Genomic DNA, 18,893 nt, shown 5'->3' with positions numbered 1-18,893 from the left:
ATGATGCTTCTCATTCTAGGTGTATAGCTCAGTTGGTTAGAGCGCTACGTTGACATCGTAGAGGTCTCCAGTTCGAGTCTGGATATACCTACCAAGATTTTTAGGTTTTATAGCTTCGAATGAAGTTACGAAAACTCCAAAGCTCTGAGTCGAAAAGATTCAGGGCTTTTTTTATTCCAGCTTATTTTTAGAAAATTAAGCGACTTGACCTAACCCACTATTGGTGCTAATTTAATCAATAAGGAAGTCATATACTATTTGGGATTTAAGAGAATCTTGCCTAAATGAACAAAGATATGACAACCTGAACACACAGCTAACAACGAACGAAACGGTTCAGATCGTTTTTAAAAATGTTCAAGGTTGTAGAAAAGCCCGTTAATCGGGCTTTTTTAATGCCGATTATTTTTGAAAAGAATTAAGCTATAGTGTGAAATAAAGATTGGAGGAGCAAGAGGGGATTGTGAGGCTGATGTTTATTTTTTTAGTTATTGTGGCTGGCTTGATTTTATTGTTTTTCTTCGCAAAGAAAACAGATGCTACACAAGATACTTCTGATTATAGCCATTCATATTCTTCAACCACATCCAGCTGCAATTCAGTCCAGCATAATAATGATCAAGGTATAGATAATTGTGGTTCTAATGCTGACTCTAGTTCTGACTCAAGCAGTTGTGATAGTAATAGCAATAATGATTAAAAAAGCTTGTACCCCTTGAGGGTAAGAGGTACAAGTTAAACCGAGTTTAAGGTAAGTCAAACCAGATCATTTGACTGTCTTGTAATGCAGTAATCGTTGCAGTCTCATCAAACAGTAGGGCATCACCCGCTTTAACCAAATGATCGGCAATCATCACTTCACCTGAAATCACATGCACATAGTTGACTTTTTTCCGTGCTGCAATTTCTAAATGTTGATCTTTCTCAATGACTGCAGTTTTCACTTCAGCATTTTGACGGATCGACATTGGCGCAGATTCATCACCAGCAATCAAGTGCCATTGGTTTGGATGATCTTTCGGGTTTAGATGAATTTGCTGATAAGTTGGTTCAGCATCTTGTATATTCGGTTGAATCCAAATCTGTAATAGATGCACCGCTTTATCATGCTTGTTCATTTCACTGTGGGTGACCCCAGTTCCAGCGCTCATCAACTGCCATTCACCTGCATTGATTTGACCTTCATTGCCCATGCTGTCTTTATGGGAAATGGTGCCATCAAGTACACAGGTTAAGATTTCCATGTTGTCATGGGGATGAGTACCGAAACCATTATGTGCAGCAACCGTATCATCATTAATCACGCGAAGCGCACTGACGCCCATATATTTCGGGTTATACCAGCTACCAAATGAAAAGCTATGATAGGTGTCTAACCAGCCTGCTTTGACATGACCACGGTTTTCACTACGATGTAGATAAGCATTCATCTTTCATCTCCCAAATTATTGTGTTTTGCTTAATGCTTATATTATCGATTCATTATGATGATAAATAGTCTTTAATTGCGACATATTGTTCTATAAATGCAATGATTCGGTAATGCGTATGTTCTTGGATAAAATAAAAAAGGCTGAATAAAAATATTCAGCCTTTCAAATAGGTAAATTAATTTACCCATCTTTTATTTTGATTTGTTTTCCAACTGTGGAATTGCAGAACCTTGGCCCACTGCGAGTAAACCTGTTTCAGTATAGATACCCAATTTTGCACGGGTATCGGTAATATCGAGGTTGCGCATAGTTAACTGACCGATACGATCCATTGGCGTAAACATTGAATCGCCTTTCTCCATGGTTAAACGCTCAGCTTCATACGTGAGGTTAGGAGACTCAGTGTTCATGATGGTGTAGTCATTACCACGACGTAATTCAAGTGTTACAGTACCGGTAATGGCTTTCGCAACCCAACGTTGTGAAGTTTCACGCAGCATGAGTGCTTGAGAATCGAACCAACGACCTTGGTAAAGTAGGCGACCTAAACGTAAACCGTTAATACGGTATTGTTCAATCGTATCTTCGTTATGAATACCAGTCACCAAACGCTCATAAGCGATATGTAATAAAGCCATACCTGGTGCTTCATAGATACCACGAGATTTCGCTTCGATGATACGGTTTTCAATTTGGTCAGACATCCCTAGACCATGACGACCACCGATACGGTTTGCTTCAAGAATGAATTCAACTGGATCTTCGATACGTTGACCATTCAATGCAACTGGCATACCTTGTTCAAAAGTAATGCTCACTTCTTCTGGTTGGATTTCAACGTCATCTTTCCAGAATGCAACGCCCATGATAGGGTCTACGATTTTAATACCTGCATTGAGGTATTCTAAATCTTTGGCTTCGTGCGTTGCCCCCAACATATTTGAGTCAGTTGAATATGCTTTTTCTTTTGACATTTTATAGTCAAAACCGTTGTCGATTAAGAATTGCGACATTTCGGCACGGCCGCCTAACTCATCAATAAAGGTTTGGTCTAACCAAGGCTTATAGATTTTAAGCGCAGGGTTGGTCAATAAACCGTAACGATAGAAACGTTCAATATCGTTGCCTTTATAAGTTGAACCGTCGCCCCAAATGTTGACGTCATCTTCTTTCATCGCGGTAACAAGCATTGTACCTGTCACTGCACGACCTAAAGGTGTGGTATTGAAGTAAGGAACGCCGCCAGTGCTGATGTGGAACGCGCCACATTGAATCGCAGCAATACCTTCAAGCGCAAGTTGTAAACGACAATCGATTAATCGAGCTTTGACTGCGCCGTACTGTTCAGCTTTCTTTGGAATAGCATCATAGTCATCTTCATCAGGCTGACCCAGATTTGCAGTATATGCATAAGGCTCTGCGCCTTTCTGTTTCATCCATAATAAAGCTGCTGAAGTGTCTAAACCACCAGAGAAGGCAATCCCAACTTTTTTACCTACTGGTACATGCTGCAAGATCGTTGCATTATCAGTCATTGCTAGTCCTAACTATTTCGAAATAGGCACCCTAATACTTCGGTGACCAAAGAGAATTTATACGTCCCGTACTATATCACTTTTCAAATCGATTTTTTTTCTGTTAGGAAAGGAATTCTTTTTTTTTCATTTAAAAAATAGATTAACATCGGAAAAATATAAAGTTTTACGATAAGCATTCACAATAAGGCGTTAACAGGTCGTGAACTTGAAAAAATCTCACGTGAAAAGTACATCAAGAGGTTGCAAGCACTGTTTATAAAAAGTGTTTCGTTCAAAGTGAATCATTTAAGCCAATAAATTGTTTCTCGATTGGGGTAAATACATGATCGTGACGTGCAATCAGATAAAGGCCGATATCTCGATACTGTTCAGGCGTTTCTCGATAGTATTGAATGTTATATTTTTCAATCAAAGATTTGGCAATCATCGAGATGCCCATACCTAACTGGGTAAAGTGAATTAGAGCTTCATGATCGTAAATATGGGTGAGTTCACCCTTTTTAAGGTTATAGTCGGTGTAGATGCTGTCTAAGGTGGTGGCATAGCAGCATTGTTCAGAAGCCAGCAAGATATTTTGATGATTCAGACATTTTTCGAGACTGTCATGGTTGATCATGTTTTTACCAATAATTACCAGTTGATCATCCGCTTTTTGAATATATTGCAGATTTTTATGTTTAGGATGTCCTAGGGCATAAGCAATATCCAAATTGCCCGCTAAAATCTCATCCTCAATATAACCTGTTGGACCTGTTTTCATGGTGATGGAAAGATCAGGGTAGGCTTCATAGAGCTGACTAAAGGAAGGGTAGAAACGCATCCCACCTAGACTGGTATTGGTGCCAAAGCGTAAAACGCTTTCTTGTTGGTAGATTTTATTTTCAGTTTCTTCCCAAGTGAAAATCATCTTTTTATATTGGGCATATAAATTCATGCCAGATTCAGTCAGTTCGACGCCTTTAGGCTTACGGATAAACAGTTGGCGTTTATAGTGATTTTCAATCTTTTTAATTTTTGCGGTCATATTGGACTGTAAATAATTGAGCTTATTTGCCGCGGCGGTAATGCTCTTCAGCTCGGCCACTGTCACAAATGATCGGATATCACTAATATCAATATTCACGGTAAGTCCTCAATATTTCAATTCGAAAGGTGCTATTAAAAAGAATGAATTGAATTAGGCATCAAAAAAAATGATGTATCTATTAAAACATAGCATTATTCATGATGTCATTTATTTTATACACTAAGCTTACTTTTTATCGGTTGAGTACAACACGTGAATATTCGAGTCGTGAGTGCAATCGCGTTGCTGTGTCTGGTTTGGGGTTCGTTATGGGGCTTGGTCAAACATAGCTTACAAGTGTTTCCACCATTTCTATTTATCTCTACACGGTTGATTTTAGCTGCATTGACATTAATGCTGGTACAACGGATTTTAAAAAAATCCATTTTGCCTGAGCAAGCTGAGTGGAAGCCCTTAATCATTTTAAGTGTATTGATCTGTTTTGGTTTTTATGCCACGCAGACCTTTGCAATGCAATTTGTTGGTTCAGGTTTATCAGCTGTACTGGTATTTACCATGCCGATTTTTATTGCTGTATTAGCGCATTATTTTTTAAATGAAAGGTTGAATACCCAGAAAATCTTGGGGCTCGTTTTAGGAACCTTGGGACTCATCGCAATTTTATGGCCGCAATTACATCATGTGCATATGAATATGTCATTGCTGGGGCAGGTGTTACTCATTGGTTCAGGCTTTTTCTGGGCACTATCGACGGTTTACATCAAAAAGAATTTTGCCACCTATGACAAAATTAAACTGACCATTTGGCAGCTTCTGCTAGGTGGAAGCTTAATGTTTGTTATGGCCTTATTGTTCGAGCCTGTAGATGCTCAGGTTTGGCTGAATCCGCTGAATGAATCTGCTTTATTCTATATTGCGGTGGTAGGAACGGGTTTTGCCTTTGTGCTTTGGAACTGGATTGTCAGTCAGGTAGATACTTTTGTCGCTTCGATTTCGATTATGTGTATCCCGATTCTGAGTCTGTTTTTTGGTTCGTTGATCTGGCATGAAGCTTTGACGCTCAATATCCTAATTGGTGCTGCTTTTATCTGTATGGGGATTGTGATGAGTTCACTTAAAATGAAAGTACAGAAAAGTCGCTTAGCTTATTCAGGTAATCAACAACATTAAATTGGGCAGCATTGGTCAGCATGAGAATAAGCCGAAGCGACTATCAATAAGTCGGAGCTTAATGTTTTAGATTGAATAAAAGCAGTCACTATTATTGTGGCTGCTTTTTTATGTCGACCTGCTTCTGTAATTCAGCAATCTTTATAGAAGATGTAGCAGAATCTTAAGTAGGTTTAAGTCAAATTGACACTTTCAACAGCTAAATTTTTAGATAGAGTCATCCCAAATCAACAAAAAAGTATTAAAGTACTATGCAACAAGTTGCAAAGCCAAAATTAGAGAAGGAATACCATGACTAGCTATGCAAATATCTTAAAACCATTACATTTGGGTTTTACTACCATTAAAAACCGTGTGGTAATGGGTTCGATGCACTCCGGTTTAGAAGACCGCTTCTTTAACTATCCTAAACTCGCTGCGTATTTTGGTGAGCGAGCAAAGGGCGGTGTAGGTCTAATTATCACCGGTGGTATTTCTCCAAACCGTCAAGGCTGGTTGTTGCCAGCGGGCGGAACCATGAATAGTTTGGCAGATATTCCTCATCATCGTTTAGTTACCCATGCAGTACATAAGCATGGTGCAAAAATTTTGATGCAAATCCTGCATTCTGGCCGTTATGGTTATCATCCATTTTCGGTATCTTCTTCTCCGATTCAAGCACCGATCAATCCATTTAAGCCTCGCCAAATGTCTGATTCTCAGATATTAGCAACCATTGATGATTATGCACGTTGCGCGAGCTTGGCTAAAAAAGCAGGTTATGATGGCGTAGAAATCATGGGGTCGGAAGGTTATCTAATTAACCAGTTTCTCAGCAGCCATGTGAATAAACGTACTGACCGTTGGGGGGGTGATATCGACAATCGTATGCGCTTTCCAGTGGAGATCGTCAAAGCGATTCGTGCTAAAGTCGGTGAAAAATTCATTATTGCATTCCGTTTGTCTTTGCTTGATTTAGTACATGATGGCAATACCATGCAAGAAGTGATTGTGGTTGCCAAGGCATTAGAAAAAGCAGGGATTACACTGTTAAATACAGGGATCGGTTGGCACGAAGCCCGTGTTCCTACCATTGTAACCTCTGTGCCGCGTGCCGCTTTTGTGGATTATACCGCAGCAGTCAAACAGCACGTTTCTGTTCCAGTGATTGCATCAAATCGTATTAATATGCCTGATGTTGCTGAAGAGATTATTGCTTCTGGCAAGGCGGATATGGTGCAAATGGCACGTCCATTCTTGGCAGATGCTTATTGGGTGAATAAGACTGCAACCAATCGTGTGGATGAAATTAATACCTGTATCGCGTGTAACCAAGCCTGCTTAGATCACGCATTTAAAAATGAACGTGTCAGCTGTTTAGTCAATCCGCAAGCGTGTCATGAAACAGAATTGGTTTATATCAAAACTAAAAAACCAAAGCGTATTGCGGTTGTCGGTGGCGGGGTGGCGGGTATGTCTGCTGCGACAGTAGCTGCAAGCCGTGGTCACGCCGTGACCTTATTTGAAGCAAATCATGATGTTGGCGGTCAGTTTAATTTAGCCAAAGTGGTACCTGGAAAAGAAGAATTCCATGAGACCATCCGTTACTTTAAAGTGCAGCTGAAACAAACGGGTGTAGATGTTCGTTTAAATACACGTGTAAACCGTGAACAGTTAGAACGTGAAGGTTTTGATGAAGTGGTTGTGGCTACGGGTGTTGTACCACGTGCATTGAAGATTCAGGGCAGTACTGCACCTCAAGTGTTGTCATATGCAGAAGTATTACGTGGCGCAGAAGTGGGTCATAAGGTTGCTGTGATTGGTGCAGGTGGGATTGGCTTTGACGTATCAGAGTTCTTATTAAAACCACCACATCAACCACAGCCGCAACCCTTAGCAGAATGGCAACGTGAGTGGGGTGTAGATCCAGATCCTAACTATGTCTCTGAAGGTGGAATACAACGTCCAGAAGTTGAAATTCCAGTGCGTCAGATTTATTTATTGCAGCGCAAAACCACACCACTCGGAATTGGTTTGGGTAAAACCTCTGGTTGGGTACATCGTGCGCAACTGAAAAAGCATGCTGTGCGTATGCTACGTGGTGTGCAATATAAAGCGGTGACCGATGAAGGTTTGTGGGTTGAGCATAATGGTCATGATCAATTGTTGCGCGTAGATACCATTGTCGTATGTGCGGGGCAGGAATCTGTTAAAGATTTAATGCCTAAAGAGGGTGAAAACACTTCTGCGAACTATCATATTATTGGTGGTGCGAAGCTCGCAGCAGAGCTAGATGCCAAGCGTGCGATCCGAGATGGTGCTGAATTAGCCGCAAAACTCTAAAATTGATGAAACATTATGCATTTGAATACATTGCAATTAAATTTCTCTTGTATAAAGAGGGCAAGCTTTGTATTCTTACGCACATGGAAGCGTGGCAGAGCGGTTTAATGCACCGGTCTTGAAAACCGACGAGGGTGTGAGTCCTCCGTGAGTTCGAATCTCACCGCTTCCGCCAAATTCAAGTTTCTGACACTGTTTAACACTATATAAGTTTATGATTTATAAGGTTAAAGTTGGAAATATACGATATGACAAGCCGTGACGCACTACGCCAATCGGTAGTTATAAAGTAGTAAAAAATGCAGTAAGATTATTTCTTACTGCATTTTTTTATGTCTGAATTATGGCGACTCGTGGAATCAATAAGCTTAGTGCTTTACAAGTTAAAAAAGCTAAACCTGATCCTGACAAGATGTATAAGCTGTCTGATGGGGGAAACCTGTACCTGCGTATTGATCAGAGTGGTAGCAAGTACTGGATATTCAATTACACACGTCCATTTTTAGCCAAACGTAATGATTTATCTTTAGGTACTTATCCTGAAGTTTCACTGGATGATGCTCGCACTATTCGTGATGAATATAAGAAGCTCATTAAGCAGGGCATCGATCCAGCAATGGAGCGGATTGAAACCAAGTCCCAGAAACAGAAAGAAGCAGAAAATACCTTTCGTATTGTTGCTGAAGCATGGCTATATAAACGTGAGCTAGAGCAAAAACAGGATGAAGAGACGATCCGTCGTTTAAAGCACGATGTCTATCCCTATATTGGTGATTTAACCTTTCCACAGCTTACCTTGGAAATTCTTGAGATTAAGGTCTTTAAGCGCATTATTGAACGTGGTGCATTGTCAGTTGCCAAACGCCTAAAATCGGACTTGAACCAGATATTTAAGTCAGCACGTAAAAAGAAGCTGATTCAATACAATCCTATTGAGGATATTGAACTGCCCAAACCACAGGGTGGGAACTTTGCAGCCGTGACAGAGGAGCAGGAACTAGCTCCAATGCTCAATAAAATTTGGAACTACTCCAAACTTTATCCACGTTGTTCACATATCACACAAGTGGCGTTAAAAATCTCCGTGTTGACCTTTCAGCGACCTGGGGAGATACGCAAGCTGAAAAAGGAGTATTTCTATTGTGAAGAAAGATGCTTTAAATTTACAGCTAGTAAAACCAAGCAGCTTCATATTGTACCATTGTCAGATCAGGCCTTTGACTTAATTGATTCAATTATTGATCTGCACCCATACAGTGAATACATTTTCGTGGGTCGGGATGGTAAAACTTTTATTTCTGATAATACGATTAACTCAGCGTTAAAACGCTTGGGCTATGCTGGGAAGCAAACGGCACATGGATTACGTGCAACCGCACGAACCATGTTGGATGAAATATTAGAACAACGTGTAGACTTTATTGAGCATCAATTGGCACATAAAGTAAAAGATAATAATGGTACAGCCTACAATCGAACCAAATTTTTAAACAATCGTCGGGAGATGATGCAGGAGTGGGCGAATTACCTAGAATCATTGCTGGATCAGCAACAGTAAAAAGATGAAAATCCAATGATAAAAAAATAGCCTGTCAAACGACAGGCTATTTAATTTATGCTGCTTTAAGCTCTTTGAGTTCAAGCCATTCAATAATCTGGCTTTCAGCCCATGTGGGCATACTTGCTGTTAAATAGGTAGGTTCAGGAAAATCACCCCGACGAATCATTTTCCAGAAGGTGGATTCTGCAATATTCAATATCCCTTTGGTTGCAGGCTTATAAGATAGCTTTCGTCTGCGACCACCACGATCTACATAGTCCTTGGCAGGGCGTTCAGGGTAGTTGACTAAGTCTTTGACACGATAATGCTGTTCTATCATTTTCCACCTCTAGGATTTTATACACATAAATATTAACAGTATGAAAGTATTGATATTGAACATTGCATACTTTCATATGGCTCATGATAGACAGTGGTATACAGTGATAAAAGAACAGTGCATAATTATAAAAAAATAGTACTATTATACATTGTTAACATATTGAAATATAATGATATGAGTATTATGAAATTTGAAGACTTAAGCGAACTGGAGCAGGAGCTCTTTGATTGTCTGTTTAATTATTATGAATCCAGCTTTCTACAGAGTGAGGCAAGTGGAAGTATAAAAACAGCTGATGAGCCAGAAAAAAGAATTATCGTTTCTGAGTTAAATGAGATGCAGCGGAAGGTGCTGAACGAGCGACTACACCTTAACGATTTAATTCCGAAAGAAATAAATGAATTTCATCAACTGATTTTAGGTGAGAATACGGTCATTTCACCTATGCAGATATTGGTACTATTAGAACAGCTGGATGTATTAAAAGACGAGTTTGGTACGCTTTCAAATACAATTCAAAAAAAACGTTATAGTGTAATTTTACAGGCTTATCAGGCTTTGGATGAAAATATTTGCACCCAACGCAATTTAAAGATTCTGAAACGAATGAGAGGTATTCGTGCAGTCAAAGTTCGTAATGATAAGAATGTATACCCACGCCATCAAATTCTGTATCGGGTTTTAAGGGATGAAGCTCATAAAAATGGTCGGTGGGAGAATTTATCACAGGCGGTAAAATCAATTTTGCCAATACTTAGACTTGAATATCAAAAAAATAATCTGGTCTGGATTCAGAATGAAATAGATTCTAAGCTGGCATTGATTGAAGAATTGGAAAAGGGACGACTCATTAATTCCCATAATAAACAGAATGAAAATTATCATGGAAAGGTTTATCAGAATCGTAAATATCAGAACAGGATCGACAAACTTCAGTTAGAAATAAACGAATTAATCATTGCTCAGAAGTCAACTGACCCTGCTTTGCTGCTGGGGAAAAAAATACCCTATAACACCATTTATAATGATGAAAGTATTCTTCACCACTTAAGAGATTGTCCTGAACTGTTACAGGATATTCTTATTCAAAAGTGATAAGAAGTACTCAAAAAAACAATCATCAACTTATTCATTACCAAAAGTATCAGAAGCAATTTGATCAACGGATAGGTGCCTGATTTGCTCTAGCTGAATATTTTTCTGTATTTCCTTTAAAAACTGGAGTTTTAATTTCTGAATTTCACTGGCGTCCTGAAGGGGGCTATTGGTTAATTCATTAATGGTAATTTTACTATTGATTAATTCATTAATGAGATACTTCTGGATAACTTCATCCTGTTTGCGTACCTGAAGCTGTTTAATATAAAGCATTTTATCAAGGGCTTTGATGCGTTGGTTCAATTCCTCAATAATCATGTCTTTTTCATTTAATTTTTGCTTATAGGGTAGAGGGAGCGTTTGCTTTGTCTCATACGTATTCATCAGGAATTCTAGACACTCTGCCTCAGTTTTAAGTTTGAGTTTTTCAGTCAATGTCTCCATTTTTTTTGCTGTATGTGAGGTTAGATAAAATTGCTTTCTCACATTCGCATGATTTTTCTTGGAATATTTGAAATTTCTGAATCTATTTTTCAGATCGGAAAAATATTTTTCATTGAGTAAAAGTACCCATTGATTCGTTATTTCTGCTACGAGTAATGGGTGGATCATGGTTTCGATGGGCTGAATTTGCAATCGTCCATCAGGAAGCTGGACTATCTGCAGTAGTGCCTGTTCTTTGTTACATTCGTGCTCTAAAAACAAGGATTTTAATGTCTGATCTTTATCAAGCCATTGTTGCAATGTCAGTTGTTTTCTTGCCATTTTGATGTTCTATGATGTTTGAAATTCTAATATGATTATAGATTTTAATTAAGGTGGAATAAACATTTCTAAATACGTTTAGTAAATGTTTATTTGTTTTAAATTTATTTTATAGTAAATATTTGTGCCTATCTAAAAATAATTCTAAAATTTACTAATAGCAATGTTGAATGAATAAAAATGTATGGATGAAATGACAGAAGAGCATAAGCAGCTCATTTTTAATTTTAATGAGTTATCACCACATAGATTAAGTTCCTACGCTAGACTGGTGCTGATTAAATTTATTAGTCTCTTTGGTACACAAAAAACCAACGATTCATTGTTGGAATTGTCTGAAAAGATAGGTGTGCAACATAAAAAATTAAAACTGGTATTGGAGGAGTTATCAGGCTTTGAGATATTGGAGTTTTCATATCCAGAAACAGGTCGGCGGGCAAGAGTTACAACCATACAGCTGAATTTAGATTATTTAAATCAGCTATTGAGTAAAGTTAATCAACATGAAACATCCCATCATAGGTATGTCCGCCTTAAGAGAGCGATTAAGCAGTTTGACCTTTTAATGCTTATTTTTATCAAATTATCTCAAGTCAGAGTGACCACTAAAAAGTTTGATTTACTACCCGAACAAAAACTGGATTTTAGGGTATTATTGACGCTATTACACCTGACTCGCTCATGTGATGTTTATGGGGTGATACGTAATATAGGTACAACACAACTGGTTGCTAAAACAGGGTTAAATAAGCAAGCAATATTTGATTCGATCTGCTTTTTGAAAAAAATAGGTTTGCTTCGGGTACATGTGCATGGGACGATCAATAACAAATTTATAAAAAATATAACGCCAATCTACATGTTGAATTTATCTCATGCCTTTTGGGGCAATCATGCTCGGTATGGTCGGTTTTATATATCGGAAGCCAGTGAAAGACATCATTTTGAAATAAAAATGATTGCTGATATTTTTACGGTAATTTCTGAGCAGGTGCAGCCGTTGGATTCTGACAACTCACGCGATCTCAATCATCTTACGGAATTGGTTCTTAAGCGTCTTGATTCAGATATAATCAACATTATTACTGGAACAATGATTGAGCGTATCCAGGCTTCATCACAAGTTCAGGAGACGATTTCTAGTTTCATTAAAGAATGTCTAATTCATTATTTACAATTACAACAATGCCATCAGGAACAAGGAGATTTGACAGTATTTGCAAAAGTGTTCAAACAAGCATCAATCAATAAAAAGAAACAACATATCAAATTGAATGATTTGGATTCAAATTTGACCATGATGCAATGTTATTTTGAATCATGGTGTTGCAGACTGCTTGATCAGCGGGGTTTACGTCAGCAGATTATACAGGGTTCACTGTTATATGGTGTGGATATTTTAAATCGAACTACAATTGAAAAAGATATTTATCCTTTTGTCTTTCAGGAAAAATACCGTTTGGAATTGATTGCAAATCCTGGCTTAATCAAAAAAGGCGACCTAGATGCAGACATTCAAATACAGATTCAGAAGCTGGAGAAGCAGGAGCAACTAGTCATCCTGGAATTCTTATTATTTTGTTTGAATTTGATTGCCAAAAATCAGATTTTACCATTTTTAAAAAGTACACGAAGACTCAGTCATGTAGCAGGCAAGTTTTTTCAAATTATACCAAAAGTCGAGTCGCAGAAAATGTATAGTTGTATCTATGTGCCCGATTCAACACTCACTAAAGATGAGTTTTTTCTGATCGATATGCCTTATCCAATTCGTGAGAAAGAGGATGAATTTTCGAGTGAAGACTGTTTGCTGAAATTCACTGAACCTAGTGTTAATGACATGAAAAAATATGGATTGCTGGATCAGTTTTATACAGGAGGAACTGAATTGCTGAATTAAAAAGTAGCGTAACTTTAGCTTCTGCAACATTCCCATAATTTGGTTATTCTCGCTGTATGGGACAGCGGGGTAATGGTCAGTCTAGACAGGTTTGCTTAACAGGTAATATATATTATTATCTATTAATAATATAAACAATAACTTATATCGTTGATTAAATACAGTGAGTTATTTAGTTAAGTATAGCCCATACTCAAATGGGTTATAGACAATGTATCAATATCAAATCACTAAAAGCATTCTAAATTAACCCTATAGTATGTTCCAAAGTCTCTAAGCATGTTCAGCTAAGCAGGATGACCACAACATCCTGCTTTAGAATCATGATCAGTAAAATTTTACATCTCTCACTTAGATATGAACCTTATGTTTCAGTGAGAACCTAAATGTACCAGAATAATCCATTAGAAAGTGAATCATCCATTCTTATCTCAATCGAAGATTTTATGGTTAGTACATGCCATGAGCAATTTGTTGATGATCATGAAGAATTCAAGCGAGAGCTGTTGGATGCTGTGTGTGCTTTTAAGGTGATTTACAGAGAAGATTTTACTTATTCCAGAATCATTAATGTTTTCAAAAGAGTGATTAATCTCGTAGATTACATTATGGATAAATTGGACTCCCATCTTTATGAAGATATTTTACGATTTGAACTAAACCACATCTTCCATATTCAAGGCATAATTCAACATGAGATGAAAAATACAATACGAGAACAATTCGATTTTCAGCGTCAAGAACAACGTAATCGCTTTAAACTGGAATGCTACCTAAATAAACTGCTTACACACTATGCTAGATTACAGTTTGTTCGAGTAGATATCTCTATTCTTAAAGAATATCAAATCCATTGGGGTATTCAAGACTTTAAGTATGCATTGGATATTCTATGTAATCGTATGTCAAATAAAGATACCTGTTTTAAGCACTTACAAGGTTATGTATGGGCATTAGAGCAGGGTGTAGAAAAAGGCTATCACTGCCATTTATTACTCATCTATGATGGGAATAGTCGTATAGAGGATTCAGGTTTAGCAAAACTGGTGGCTGAGTATTGGAAGCACATCACCAATCAACAGGGTACTCACTACAACTGTAATACCAAAGACAACAAGGAAAAATTTGATAAAAATGGATTGCTTGGGGTTGGAATGATTCATCGTGATCAACCAATACAAGTTACAAATGCGATTCGTGCAGCGATGTACTTGGTCAATCCTGAAAAAGAAGATCAGCGCTTACGGGCTAAAACCTCTCCACAGATGCGGACTTTTGGTACAGGTCAGTTTGAAGTAAAATGGCGCAGAGATATTGAACAAAATGAGTCATTATGATATTAAAAATAGAGAACACGACTATCAGATGTATTCTCTATCTTGTACAGTTTGACATCAAAAAGACAAACTTACATTTCCTTGATCGGTGATTAATTCAGCTTCAAGCACCTGATCACCACGGCATTTCAATAAGTACGATACTGTAGAGCTATAGCTCATTTGCACAGGCATCTTGCTATGAAAGTCAGCGGTGTAATAACCACAACGACCACGATTAATTTTCATGCCTTGTAGAACAAAAGGCTGATTGCTGGTCGATTGAATTTCAAGAATATATTCAATTGCCCCTTGTACATTAAAAGCAGATTGAGATTCTCTAGCACTAATGCGAGCCTTAACATTTAGATCGCTAACTTGTGCAGATTCATTCTCAAGCGGAATGTCAGCAGCTTCCTGAGTGTTGTTTGGATTAAGGTCAGTTTCCATCATGGCTTTCAGCACATCAGGATACTTATTCCATCCACTGATATAAGACTCCGCTTCCTTGACCTCAGCAGGTAAATAGACATGACCATTGTCAATAATCATCTGCATTTCATTGAGTTTAGCTTTAACTGCTTCCTCGGTATAAGGAGCATAGATTGATTGAGTATGCTGAGCAGCATTATTGGTAGGCTCACCTGAAGTATCAGTTTTTGGTGGTTGATTGTTCTGGCTACATGCCATTAACAGGGAACACAAGGCAATGGTGGAAAATAATGATTTCATGATTGCACTCCCTTATAATTTAGGACGAATAACAACAAACCAGACGAATAGTAGAATCAAAATTCCACCAACAATTTTACCGATGACTGGAAACATTACAGCAGGCCACACTAAGCCTTGCCCCAAATTGTAAGTAAATGGCTTGTAGTTATACTGTCCCCAAAAGTGTTGATAGATGGCAAAGAAAAAACCAATCACCAAGTAGCTACTAATCACCCATGTCTTAATATTTGAATTCATTTACTTTCCCCCAATTGCATATTTTGCCAATGCAATAAATAGTCCCATCACGATCATGAAGCTAATGAAGGGTAGACCCAGTACACAAATCACAGCGATGACGCAGATAATGCCTGCAAGTGTTCTCATGGCTACTCCTTCATACACTGATAGGACACATTGACCATATCCATCTGGAAGGATTCAGTTTGTTGAAGGGTGTACAGATTGTTTTTAAGACCATCCTCTCCATATTTATCTTCAAGTTTGTCGTAGATACATGAACAGGTATTGCCATCAATGCCGCCTGTTTTACAACCACTGATAAATTGGCGTTCTGTTTTACTGGCACAACCTGCAATCATCAATGTAAGTGAGATGAGTGCAAGCGAAGTAAGCGTTTTCATCATTTCCCCTAATTTTTTATTGTGTTATTTGATGTGTAATAAATTTTGCTGAATGAACTAAAGTGTAGATGTGACAAAGCTTTCCAAGGCTAGACAGCGTTTAGATTAGTCAAATAAGCAAAAAATTTATGAATGCTGTTAATGCAATAGAGGAATAGAAAATCGTTTTAGGAAAAACAATAAAGATAGAAAAAGTTTAGTCATGGCGACTACTCCTGTATGTATTAAGAAGCTCTACCAACTTACTGCTAAATAATGGTGGCAGAACGAAAAGGGGTTAGCAGACTGGACATACAGAACCAGCACGCGCGGACGCGTCCCCCTCCCGTTCTACCGCAAAGGGGGACGAGAAGGTTTTACGCATAAGAGATACTCAGAAGAATAAACCCTGATGCGCTGTATGAAACGGTCTGCTAAAACCGACTGACAATGTAGGCCAGCAGTTGAATGATAAAATTAAGGATGGGTTTAGTCAATTCAGCTAATGAAAATATATAAATAAATCAATAATTTTATTATTTTTAATACACTAGTACTTTTTCAATTTTAAGTAATATAATTCTGATGTCTAAAATAGTAAATTATCTGAAAATTCAAAAAATTAGGGGGATATATGAATTTTAAATTACTTAAAGTACGACTAGATAGAATTAAAACTCAAAAACATACACTTACTCCAGAAGATATGTTGATGTTAGTTACTCAAGAAAAAGCTGATCTTAATTCGGGGTTTTTCTCTCGCTTATTTAGTGTGACTATTCCACAAAAATGGGAATTTTCTATCAATTCATCTGAGGAAATTGGCGTTGCTTTAGAATTGGTTGAATTGATTGAAACAGTATTTATCCCTCACTATCAGGGGCATGCAAAAAATTATGCTTGGTTAGAGCAATGTATTTTATTCAAACTCAAGCATCAAGCGTCGATGAATATTTCTGAATTAGTCAGTCGGTATTTATCGAAGATTGAAAAAAGTGAACATTTACAGATTAGTCGAGAGATCTTAAAAATTTTATTTGAGCGTGAGCCTAGCAATGCTGTCATTAAAGCACAGGCGATAGTGTACAAACGTAGTCAAATCTATACTAGCGCTATAGAAAAGTTTGAGTACTATTTTGAGCATTGTTCTTATCAAGAAACATTATATTTTGATTATCTTGAATGTTTAATAATGCGGAAGAATGTTATCTATAATCAGGAAAAAGGAGAGTTTGGTGATTTGCAATATGCTGTATATTTACTTTGCTCTATAGACGATGCGAAAGATAGAGCATTACAAGGGAATCTACTCAATCGTGCTATAACAGCCCTTTTACCAGAAGACGTTATTGCAACTCGTCCTGAAGATACGAATTTCTTAGCTGACATGGGACGTGGGCTAAATAGTTTTAGTAAGGGAGTTGGTACATTTTTTGGAGGGCGTGATTCGCAGATTCCATATAGTGAAGGAATTATTGCGAGTGCACCAAAACTTTTGAAAAATAAAAAAATTGTTGAGTGTCTTAACCAAAATCAAAAAGCACAAAAAGAGCTAGAAAAAATATTATCTGATCAAGGGCTAAAGGTGGGTGTGGGCTTAACGGCATCCGCATATTCTTTAGGATTAATTTGGGATTATGCACATATTGATCCATCTGTATTAGATGCATTGAGCTTTGCATCAAAAGGAAATCCTGAAAACTTAAATACTTTACAAGACATTTCAGCGAATACACTAGATAGTGCAGGAGCAGTGACTCGTTTAACTGGTTATGTTGCTGAACAACAGGTTGCACTGAATTTACAACAACAAGGACATACAGTTGAATTTCCCGATAGCGCAAACCAAGCTGGTTATGATTTGATTGTTGATGGCACACCGATGCAAGTTAAGTGCTCAATGGATGCTGATTATGTATTAAGTCATTTTGATAAGTATCCAGATATTCCAGTGATTGTGAACAGTGAACTTGCAGAGCAGCTAGGTAATCATCCGATGGTGTTAGTGGATACCACTTTAAGCTATGAAGCTGTTCAGGAAACTACTGGTGTAGGACTAGAGCAAGTTTCAGATTTTGCGGATGTAGGAGATATGCTACCAATCCCACTATTAACGATTGGTTTAGCGGCATATCGTAATTATGGTGATTTTAATTCAGGTAAAGTGGATGGCGAGCAATACTTAAAAAATGTTGGCAAAGAAACTGCTGCAATTGCTGGAGGTGCAATGACAGGGTCAATGCTACTCGGCGCATTAGCAGGTCTTGCTACAGGTGGTGTTGGAGTCATTGTTGCGAGTGGTATTGGTGCATATATGGGAGGGGTTGCTGGTTCTACAGGTGCAAATAGTATGAATCGAGAAGCCTTGTGTAATCAGAGAGATATCGTAGTGAAATTACTCATTGAATTCGCAGCGTGGTTCAATGAAAATTTATTGGTTCATCGAACAAATGTGCTATTCAAACAGCTACAAAGTTTTGAAACTCATATGTTGAATAATGCTGATCGTATTATTACTTTTAGTACTTTATTGATCTATCAACATGAAGCTTATATGCGTGCCTATCATCTGAACCAATGGATATTACATAAGTTGCAAAAAGGTAATGAAATGGAAAAGGTTCAAGCTGGTTGGGTGGCTATTGATGAGTCAAGTAATTTTATATCAGTTGATCTACAGCCAAAAATTAATGAAATTAATCGTCAATTAGAGATTTATAGGGAACTTGCCAAACCTGATTCAGCACAGCCTAATCGTACTCATCAGCTTAAACCTGCTTGAGTGTTGGAATAATATTGATAGTTGTATTTGAAATAAAAAATTGGAGAGATTATTTACTAATTGAATTAGTAAATTAAAAGTTATTCCAAATAATTTCAGACACATAATATCCTAATGAGAATCATGAAACTCTTTTGAGTTCTTCATGAAAATATGAAAACAAAGTCTGCCATCGAGCAGGCTTTTTTTATGCACAAAATTTAAGGAGTCGAGCTATGAGCTTGAGCTGTCCCTTTTGCCATTCAACGAATGTGATATTGGTTGAAGCAAGTACACAACAATCAAATACGACCTTAACCAATTTGGTCACACCGACCACATT

General features: G+C 37.7%; 17 protein-coding genes and 2 tRNA genes. 10 read left to right on the top strand and 9 right to left on the bottom strand.

What is annotated here, in order from left to right; all coding sequences use genetic code 11:
• The first annotated feature begins 17 nt into the window (after nt 1–17).
• Nucleotides 18–94, top strand: a tRNA-Val gene (locus tag MN869_RS17790).
• A 378-nt stretch (nt 95–472) separates the two neighbouring features.
• Nucleotides 473–700 (top strand): hypothetical protein, encoded by a 228-nt coding sequence (locus MN869_RS17785; protein ID WP_017402025.1) that lies wholly within the window; start codon nt 473–475, stop codon nt 698–700.
• A 46-nt stretch (nt 701–746) separates the two neighbouring features.
• On the opposite strand, the gene MN869_RS17780 is transcribed toward MN869_RS17785, so the two are convergent.
• From MN869_RS17780 to MN869_RS17770, 3 genes are all read right to left on the bottom strand, one after another.
• Nucleotides 747–1,430 (bottom strand): pirin-like bicupin family protein, encoded by a 684-nt coding sequence (locus MN869_RS17780; RefSeq protein ID WP_005202644.1) that lies wholly within the window; start codon nt 1,428–1,430, stop codon nt 747–749.
• A gap of 194 nt (nt 1,431–1,624) precedes the next feature.
• Nucleotides 1,625–2,968: an argininosuccinate synthase gene (gene argG / locus MN869_RS17775; protein ID WP_004652848.1), complete on the bottom strand. Its 1,344-nt coding sequence runs from the start codon at nt 2,966–2,968 to the stop codon at nt 1,625–1,627.
• A gap of 274 nt (nt 2,969–3,242) precedes the next feature.
• The gene (locus MN869_RS17770) at nt 3,243–4,094 is read right to left on the bottom strand and encodes a LysR family transcriptional regulator (protein WP_005202645.1); all 852 of its coding nucleotides are present in this window, start codon (nt 4,092–4,094) and stop codon (nt 3,243–3,245) included.
• Between the two features lie 156 nt (nt 4,095–4,250).
• Here MN869_RS17770 and MN869_RS17765 point away from each other — a divergent pair, with 156 nt between their 5' ends.
• The 4 genes from MN869_RS17765 (at nt 4,251) to MN869_RS17750 (ending at nt 9,048) form a co-directional block, all read left to right on the top strand.
• A complete protein-coding gene (locus MN869_RS17765) occupies nt 4,251–5,168 on the top strand; it encodes a DMT family transporter (protein WP_005202646.1) in 918 nt (305 codons plus the stop codon).
• A gap of 291 nt (nt 5,169–5,459) precedes the next feature.
• The gene (locus MN869_RS17760) at nt 5,460–7,490 is read left to right on the top strand and encodes an NADPH-dependent 2,4-dienoyl-CoA reductase (RefSeq protein ID WP_005202647.1); all 2,031 of its coding nucleotides are present in this window, start codon (nt 5,460–5,462) and stop codon (nt 7,488–7,490) included.
• A gap of 85 nt (nt 7,491–7,575) precedes the next feature.
• Nucleotides 7,576–7,665, top strand: a tRNA-Ser gene (locus tag MN869_RS17755).
• 168 nt (nt 7,666–7,833) lie between these two features.
• Complete coding sequence (locus MN869_RS17750; protein ID WP_000235462.1) at nt 7,834–9,048, top strand: integrase arm-type DNA-binding domain-containing protein; 1,215 nt, start codon at nt 7,834–7,836, stop codon at nt 9,046–9,048.
• Between the two features lie 55 nt (nt 9,049–9,103).
• Here MN869_RS17750 and MN869_RS17745 read toward each other — a convergent pair whose 3' ends face one another.
• The gene (locus MN869_RS17745) at nt 9,104–9,370 is read right to left on the bottom strand and encodes an AlpA family phage regulatory protein (RefSeq protein WP_000572501.1); all 267 of its coding nucleotides are present in this window, start codon (nt 9,368–9,370) and stop codon (nt 9,104–9,106) included.
• 177 nt (nt 9,371–9,547) lie between these two features.
• Between MN869_RS17745 and MN869_RS17740 the strand changes: the two genes are divergently transcribed.
• Nucleotides 9,548–10,468, top strand: a complete 921-nt coding sequence (locus MN869_RS17740; RefSeq protein ID WP_005271772.1) for a hypothetical protein — start codon at nt 9,548–9,550, stop codon at nt 10,466–10,468.
• Nucleotides 10,469–10,498: 30 nt separating this feature from the next.
• On the opposite strand, the gene MN869_RS17735 is transcribed toward MN869_RS17740, so the two are convergent.
• Entirely contained in the window at nt 10,499–11,236 is a 738-nt protein-coding gene (locus MN869_RS17735; protein ID WP_005271770.1) for a hypothetical protein, read from the bottom strand.
• 184 nt (nt 11,237–11,420) lie between these two features.
• On the opposite strand from MN869_RS17735, the gene MN869_RS17730 reads away from it, so the two are divergent.
• Nucleotides 11,421–13,136, top strand: a complete 1,716-nt coding sequence (locus MN869_RS17730) for a hypothetical protein (protein WP_005271769.1) — start codon at nt 11,421–11,423, stop codon at nt 13,134–13,136.
• 386 nt (nt 13,137–13,522) lie between these two features.
• Nucleotides 13,523–14,473, top strand: a complete 951-nt coding sequence (locus MN869_RS17725) for an inovirus-type Gp2 protein (protein WP_000284561.1) — start codon at nt 13,523–13,525, stop codon at nt 14,471–14,473.
• 57 nt (nt 14,474–14,530) lie between these two features.
• Here MN869_RS17725 and MN869_RS17720 read toward each other — a convergent pair whose 3' ends face one another.
• Genes MN869_RS17720 through MN869_RS17710 form a run of 4 tightly spaced genes read right to left on the bottom strand, consistent with a single transcriptional unit; the run spans nt 14,531 to nt 15,810 of the window.
• Complete coding sequence (locus tag MN869_RS17720) at nt 14,531–15,184, bottom strand: hypothetical protein (protein WP_000838342.1); 654 nt, start codon at nt 15,182–15,184, stop codon at nt 14,531–14,533.
• A gap of 12 nt (nt 15,185–15,196) precedes the next feature.
• Entirely contained in the window at nt 15,197–15,424 is a 228-nt protein-coding gene (locus MN869_RS17715; RefSeq protein WP_005271766.1) for a hypothetical protein, read from the bottom strand.
• The gene (locus MN869_RS20430) at nt 15,425–15,553 is read right to left on the bottom strand and encodes a hypothetical protein (RefSeq protein WP_005271762.1); all 129 of its coding nucleotides are present in this window, start codon (nt 15,551–15,553) and stop codon (nt 15,425–15,427) included.
• Nucleotides 15,554–15,555: 2 nt separating this feature from the next.
• Nucleotides 15,556–15,810 carry a hypothetical protein gene (locus tag MN869_RS17710; protein ID WP_005271760.1) on the bottom strand — a complete coding sequence of 85 codons (255 nt, stop codon included), beginning with the start codon at nt 15,808–15,810 and terminating at the stop codon, nt 15,556–15,558.
• 613 nt (nt 15,811–16,423) lie between these two features.
• Between MN869_RS17710 and MN869_RS17705 the strand changes: the two genes are divergently transcribed.
• Complete coding sequence (locus tag MN869_RS17705; RefSeq protein ID WP_001009680.1) at nt 16,424–18,571, top strand: glycine zipper family protein; 2,148 nt, start codon at nt 16,424–16,426, stop codon at nt 18,569–18,571.
• Nucleotides 18,572–18,893: the final 322 nt, after the last annotated feature.

The sequence above is a fragment of the Acinetobacter sp. NIPH1876 genome (genome assembly GCF_022808535.1).
Classification (GTDB): domain Bacteria; phylum Pseudomonadota; class Gammaproteobacteria; order Pseudomonadales; family Moraxellaceae; genus Acinetobacter; species Acinetobacter higginsii.
Note: the sequence above shows the minus strand (reverse complement) of the source record. Positions and strands in the feature narration are given on the sequence as shown.

Excerpts from the sequence above, each read along its gene's own strand:
- MN869_RS17785 (WP_017402025.1), top strand. The coding sequence starts at position 473 with ATGTTTATTTTTTTAGTTATTGTGGCTGGCTTGATTTTATTGTTTTTC.
- MN869_RS17780 (WP_005202644.1), bottom strand. The coding sequence starts at position 1,430 with ATGAATGCTTATCTACATCGTAGTGAAAACCGTGGTCATGTCAAAGCA.
- argG (WP_004652848.1), bottom strand. The coding sequence starts at position 2,968 with ATGACTGATAATGCAACGATCTTGCAGCATGTACCAGTAGGTAAAAAA.
- MN869_RS17760 (WP_005202647.1), top strand. The coding sequence starts at position 5,460 with ATGACTAGCTATGCAAATATCTTAAAACCATTACATTTGGGTTTTACT.
- MN869_RS17750 (WP_000235462.1), top strand. The coding sequence starts at position 7,834 with ATGGCGACTCGTGGAATCAATAAGCTTAGTGCTTTACAAGTTAAAAAA.
- MN869_RS17745 (WP_000572501.1), bottom strand. The coding sequence starts at position 9,370 with ATGATAGAACAGCATTATCGTGTCAAAGACTTAGTCAACTACCCTGAA.
- MN869_RS17740 (WP_005271772.1), top strand. The coding sequence starts at position 9,548 with ATGAGTATTATGAAATTTGAAGACTTAAGCGAACTGGAGCAGGAGCTC.
- MN869_RS17735 (WP_005271770.1), bottom strand. The coding sequence starts at position 11,236 with ATGGCAAGAAAACAACTGACATTGCAACAATGGCTTGATAAAGATCAG.
- MN869_RS17730 (WP_005271769.1), top strand. The coding sequence starts at position 11,421 with ATGGATGAAATGACAGAAGAGCATAAGCAGCTCATTTTTAATTTTAAT.
- MN869_RS17725 (WP_000284561.1), top strand. The coding sequence starts at position 13,523 with ATGTACCAGAATAATCCATTAGAAAGTGAATCATCCATTCTTATCTCA.
- MN869_RS17720 (WP_000838342.1), bottom strand. The coding sequence starts at position 15,184 with ATGAAATCATTATTTTCCACCATTGCCTTGTGTTCCCTGTTAATGGCA.
- MN869_RS17715 (WP_005271766.1), bottom strand. The coding sequence starts at position 15,424 with ATGAATTCAAATATTAAGACATGGGTGATTAGTAGCTACTTGGTGATT.
- MN869_RS20430 (WP_005271762.1), bottom strand. The coding sequence starts at position 15,553 with ATGAGAACACTTGCAGGCATTATCTGCGTCATCGCTGTGATTTGTGTA.
- MN869_RS17710 (WP_005271760.1), bottom strand. The coding sequence starts at position 15,810 with ATGAAAACGCTTACTTCGCTTGCACTCATCTCACTTACATTGATGATT.
- MN869_RS17705 (WP_001009680.1), top strand. The coding sequence starts at position 16,424 with ATGAATTTTAAATTACTTAAAGTACGACTAGATAGAATTAAAACTCAA.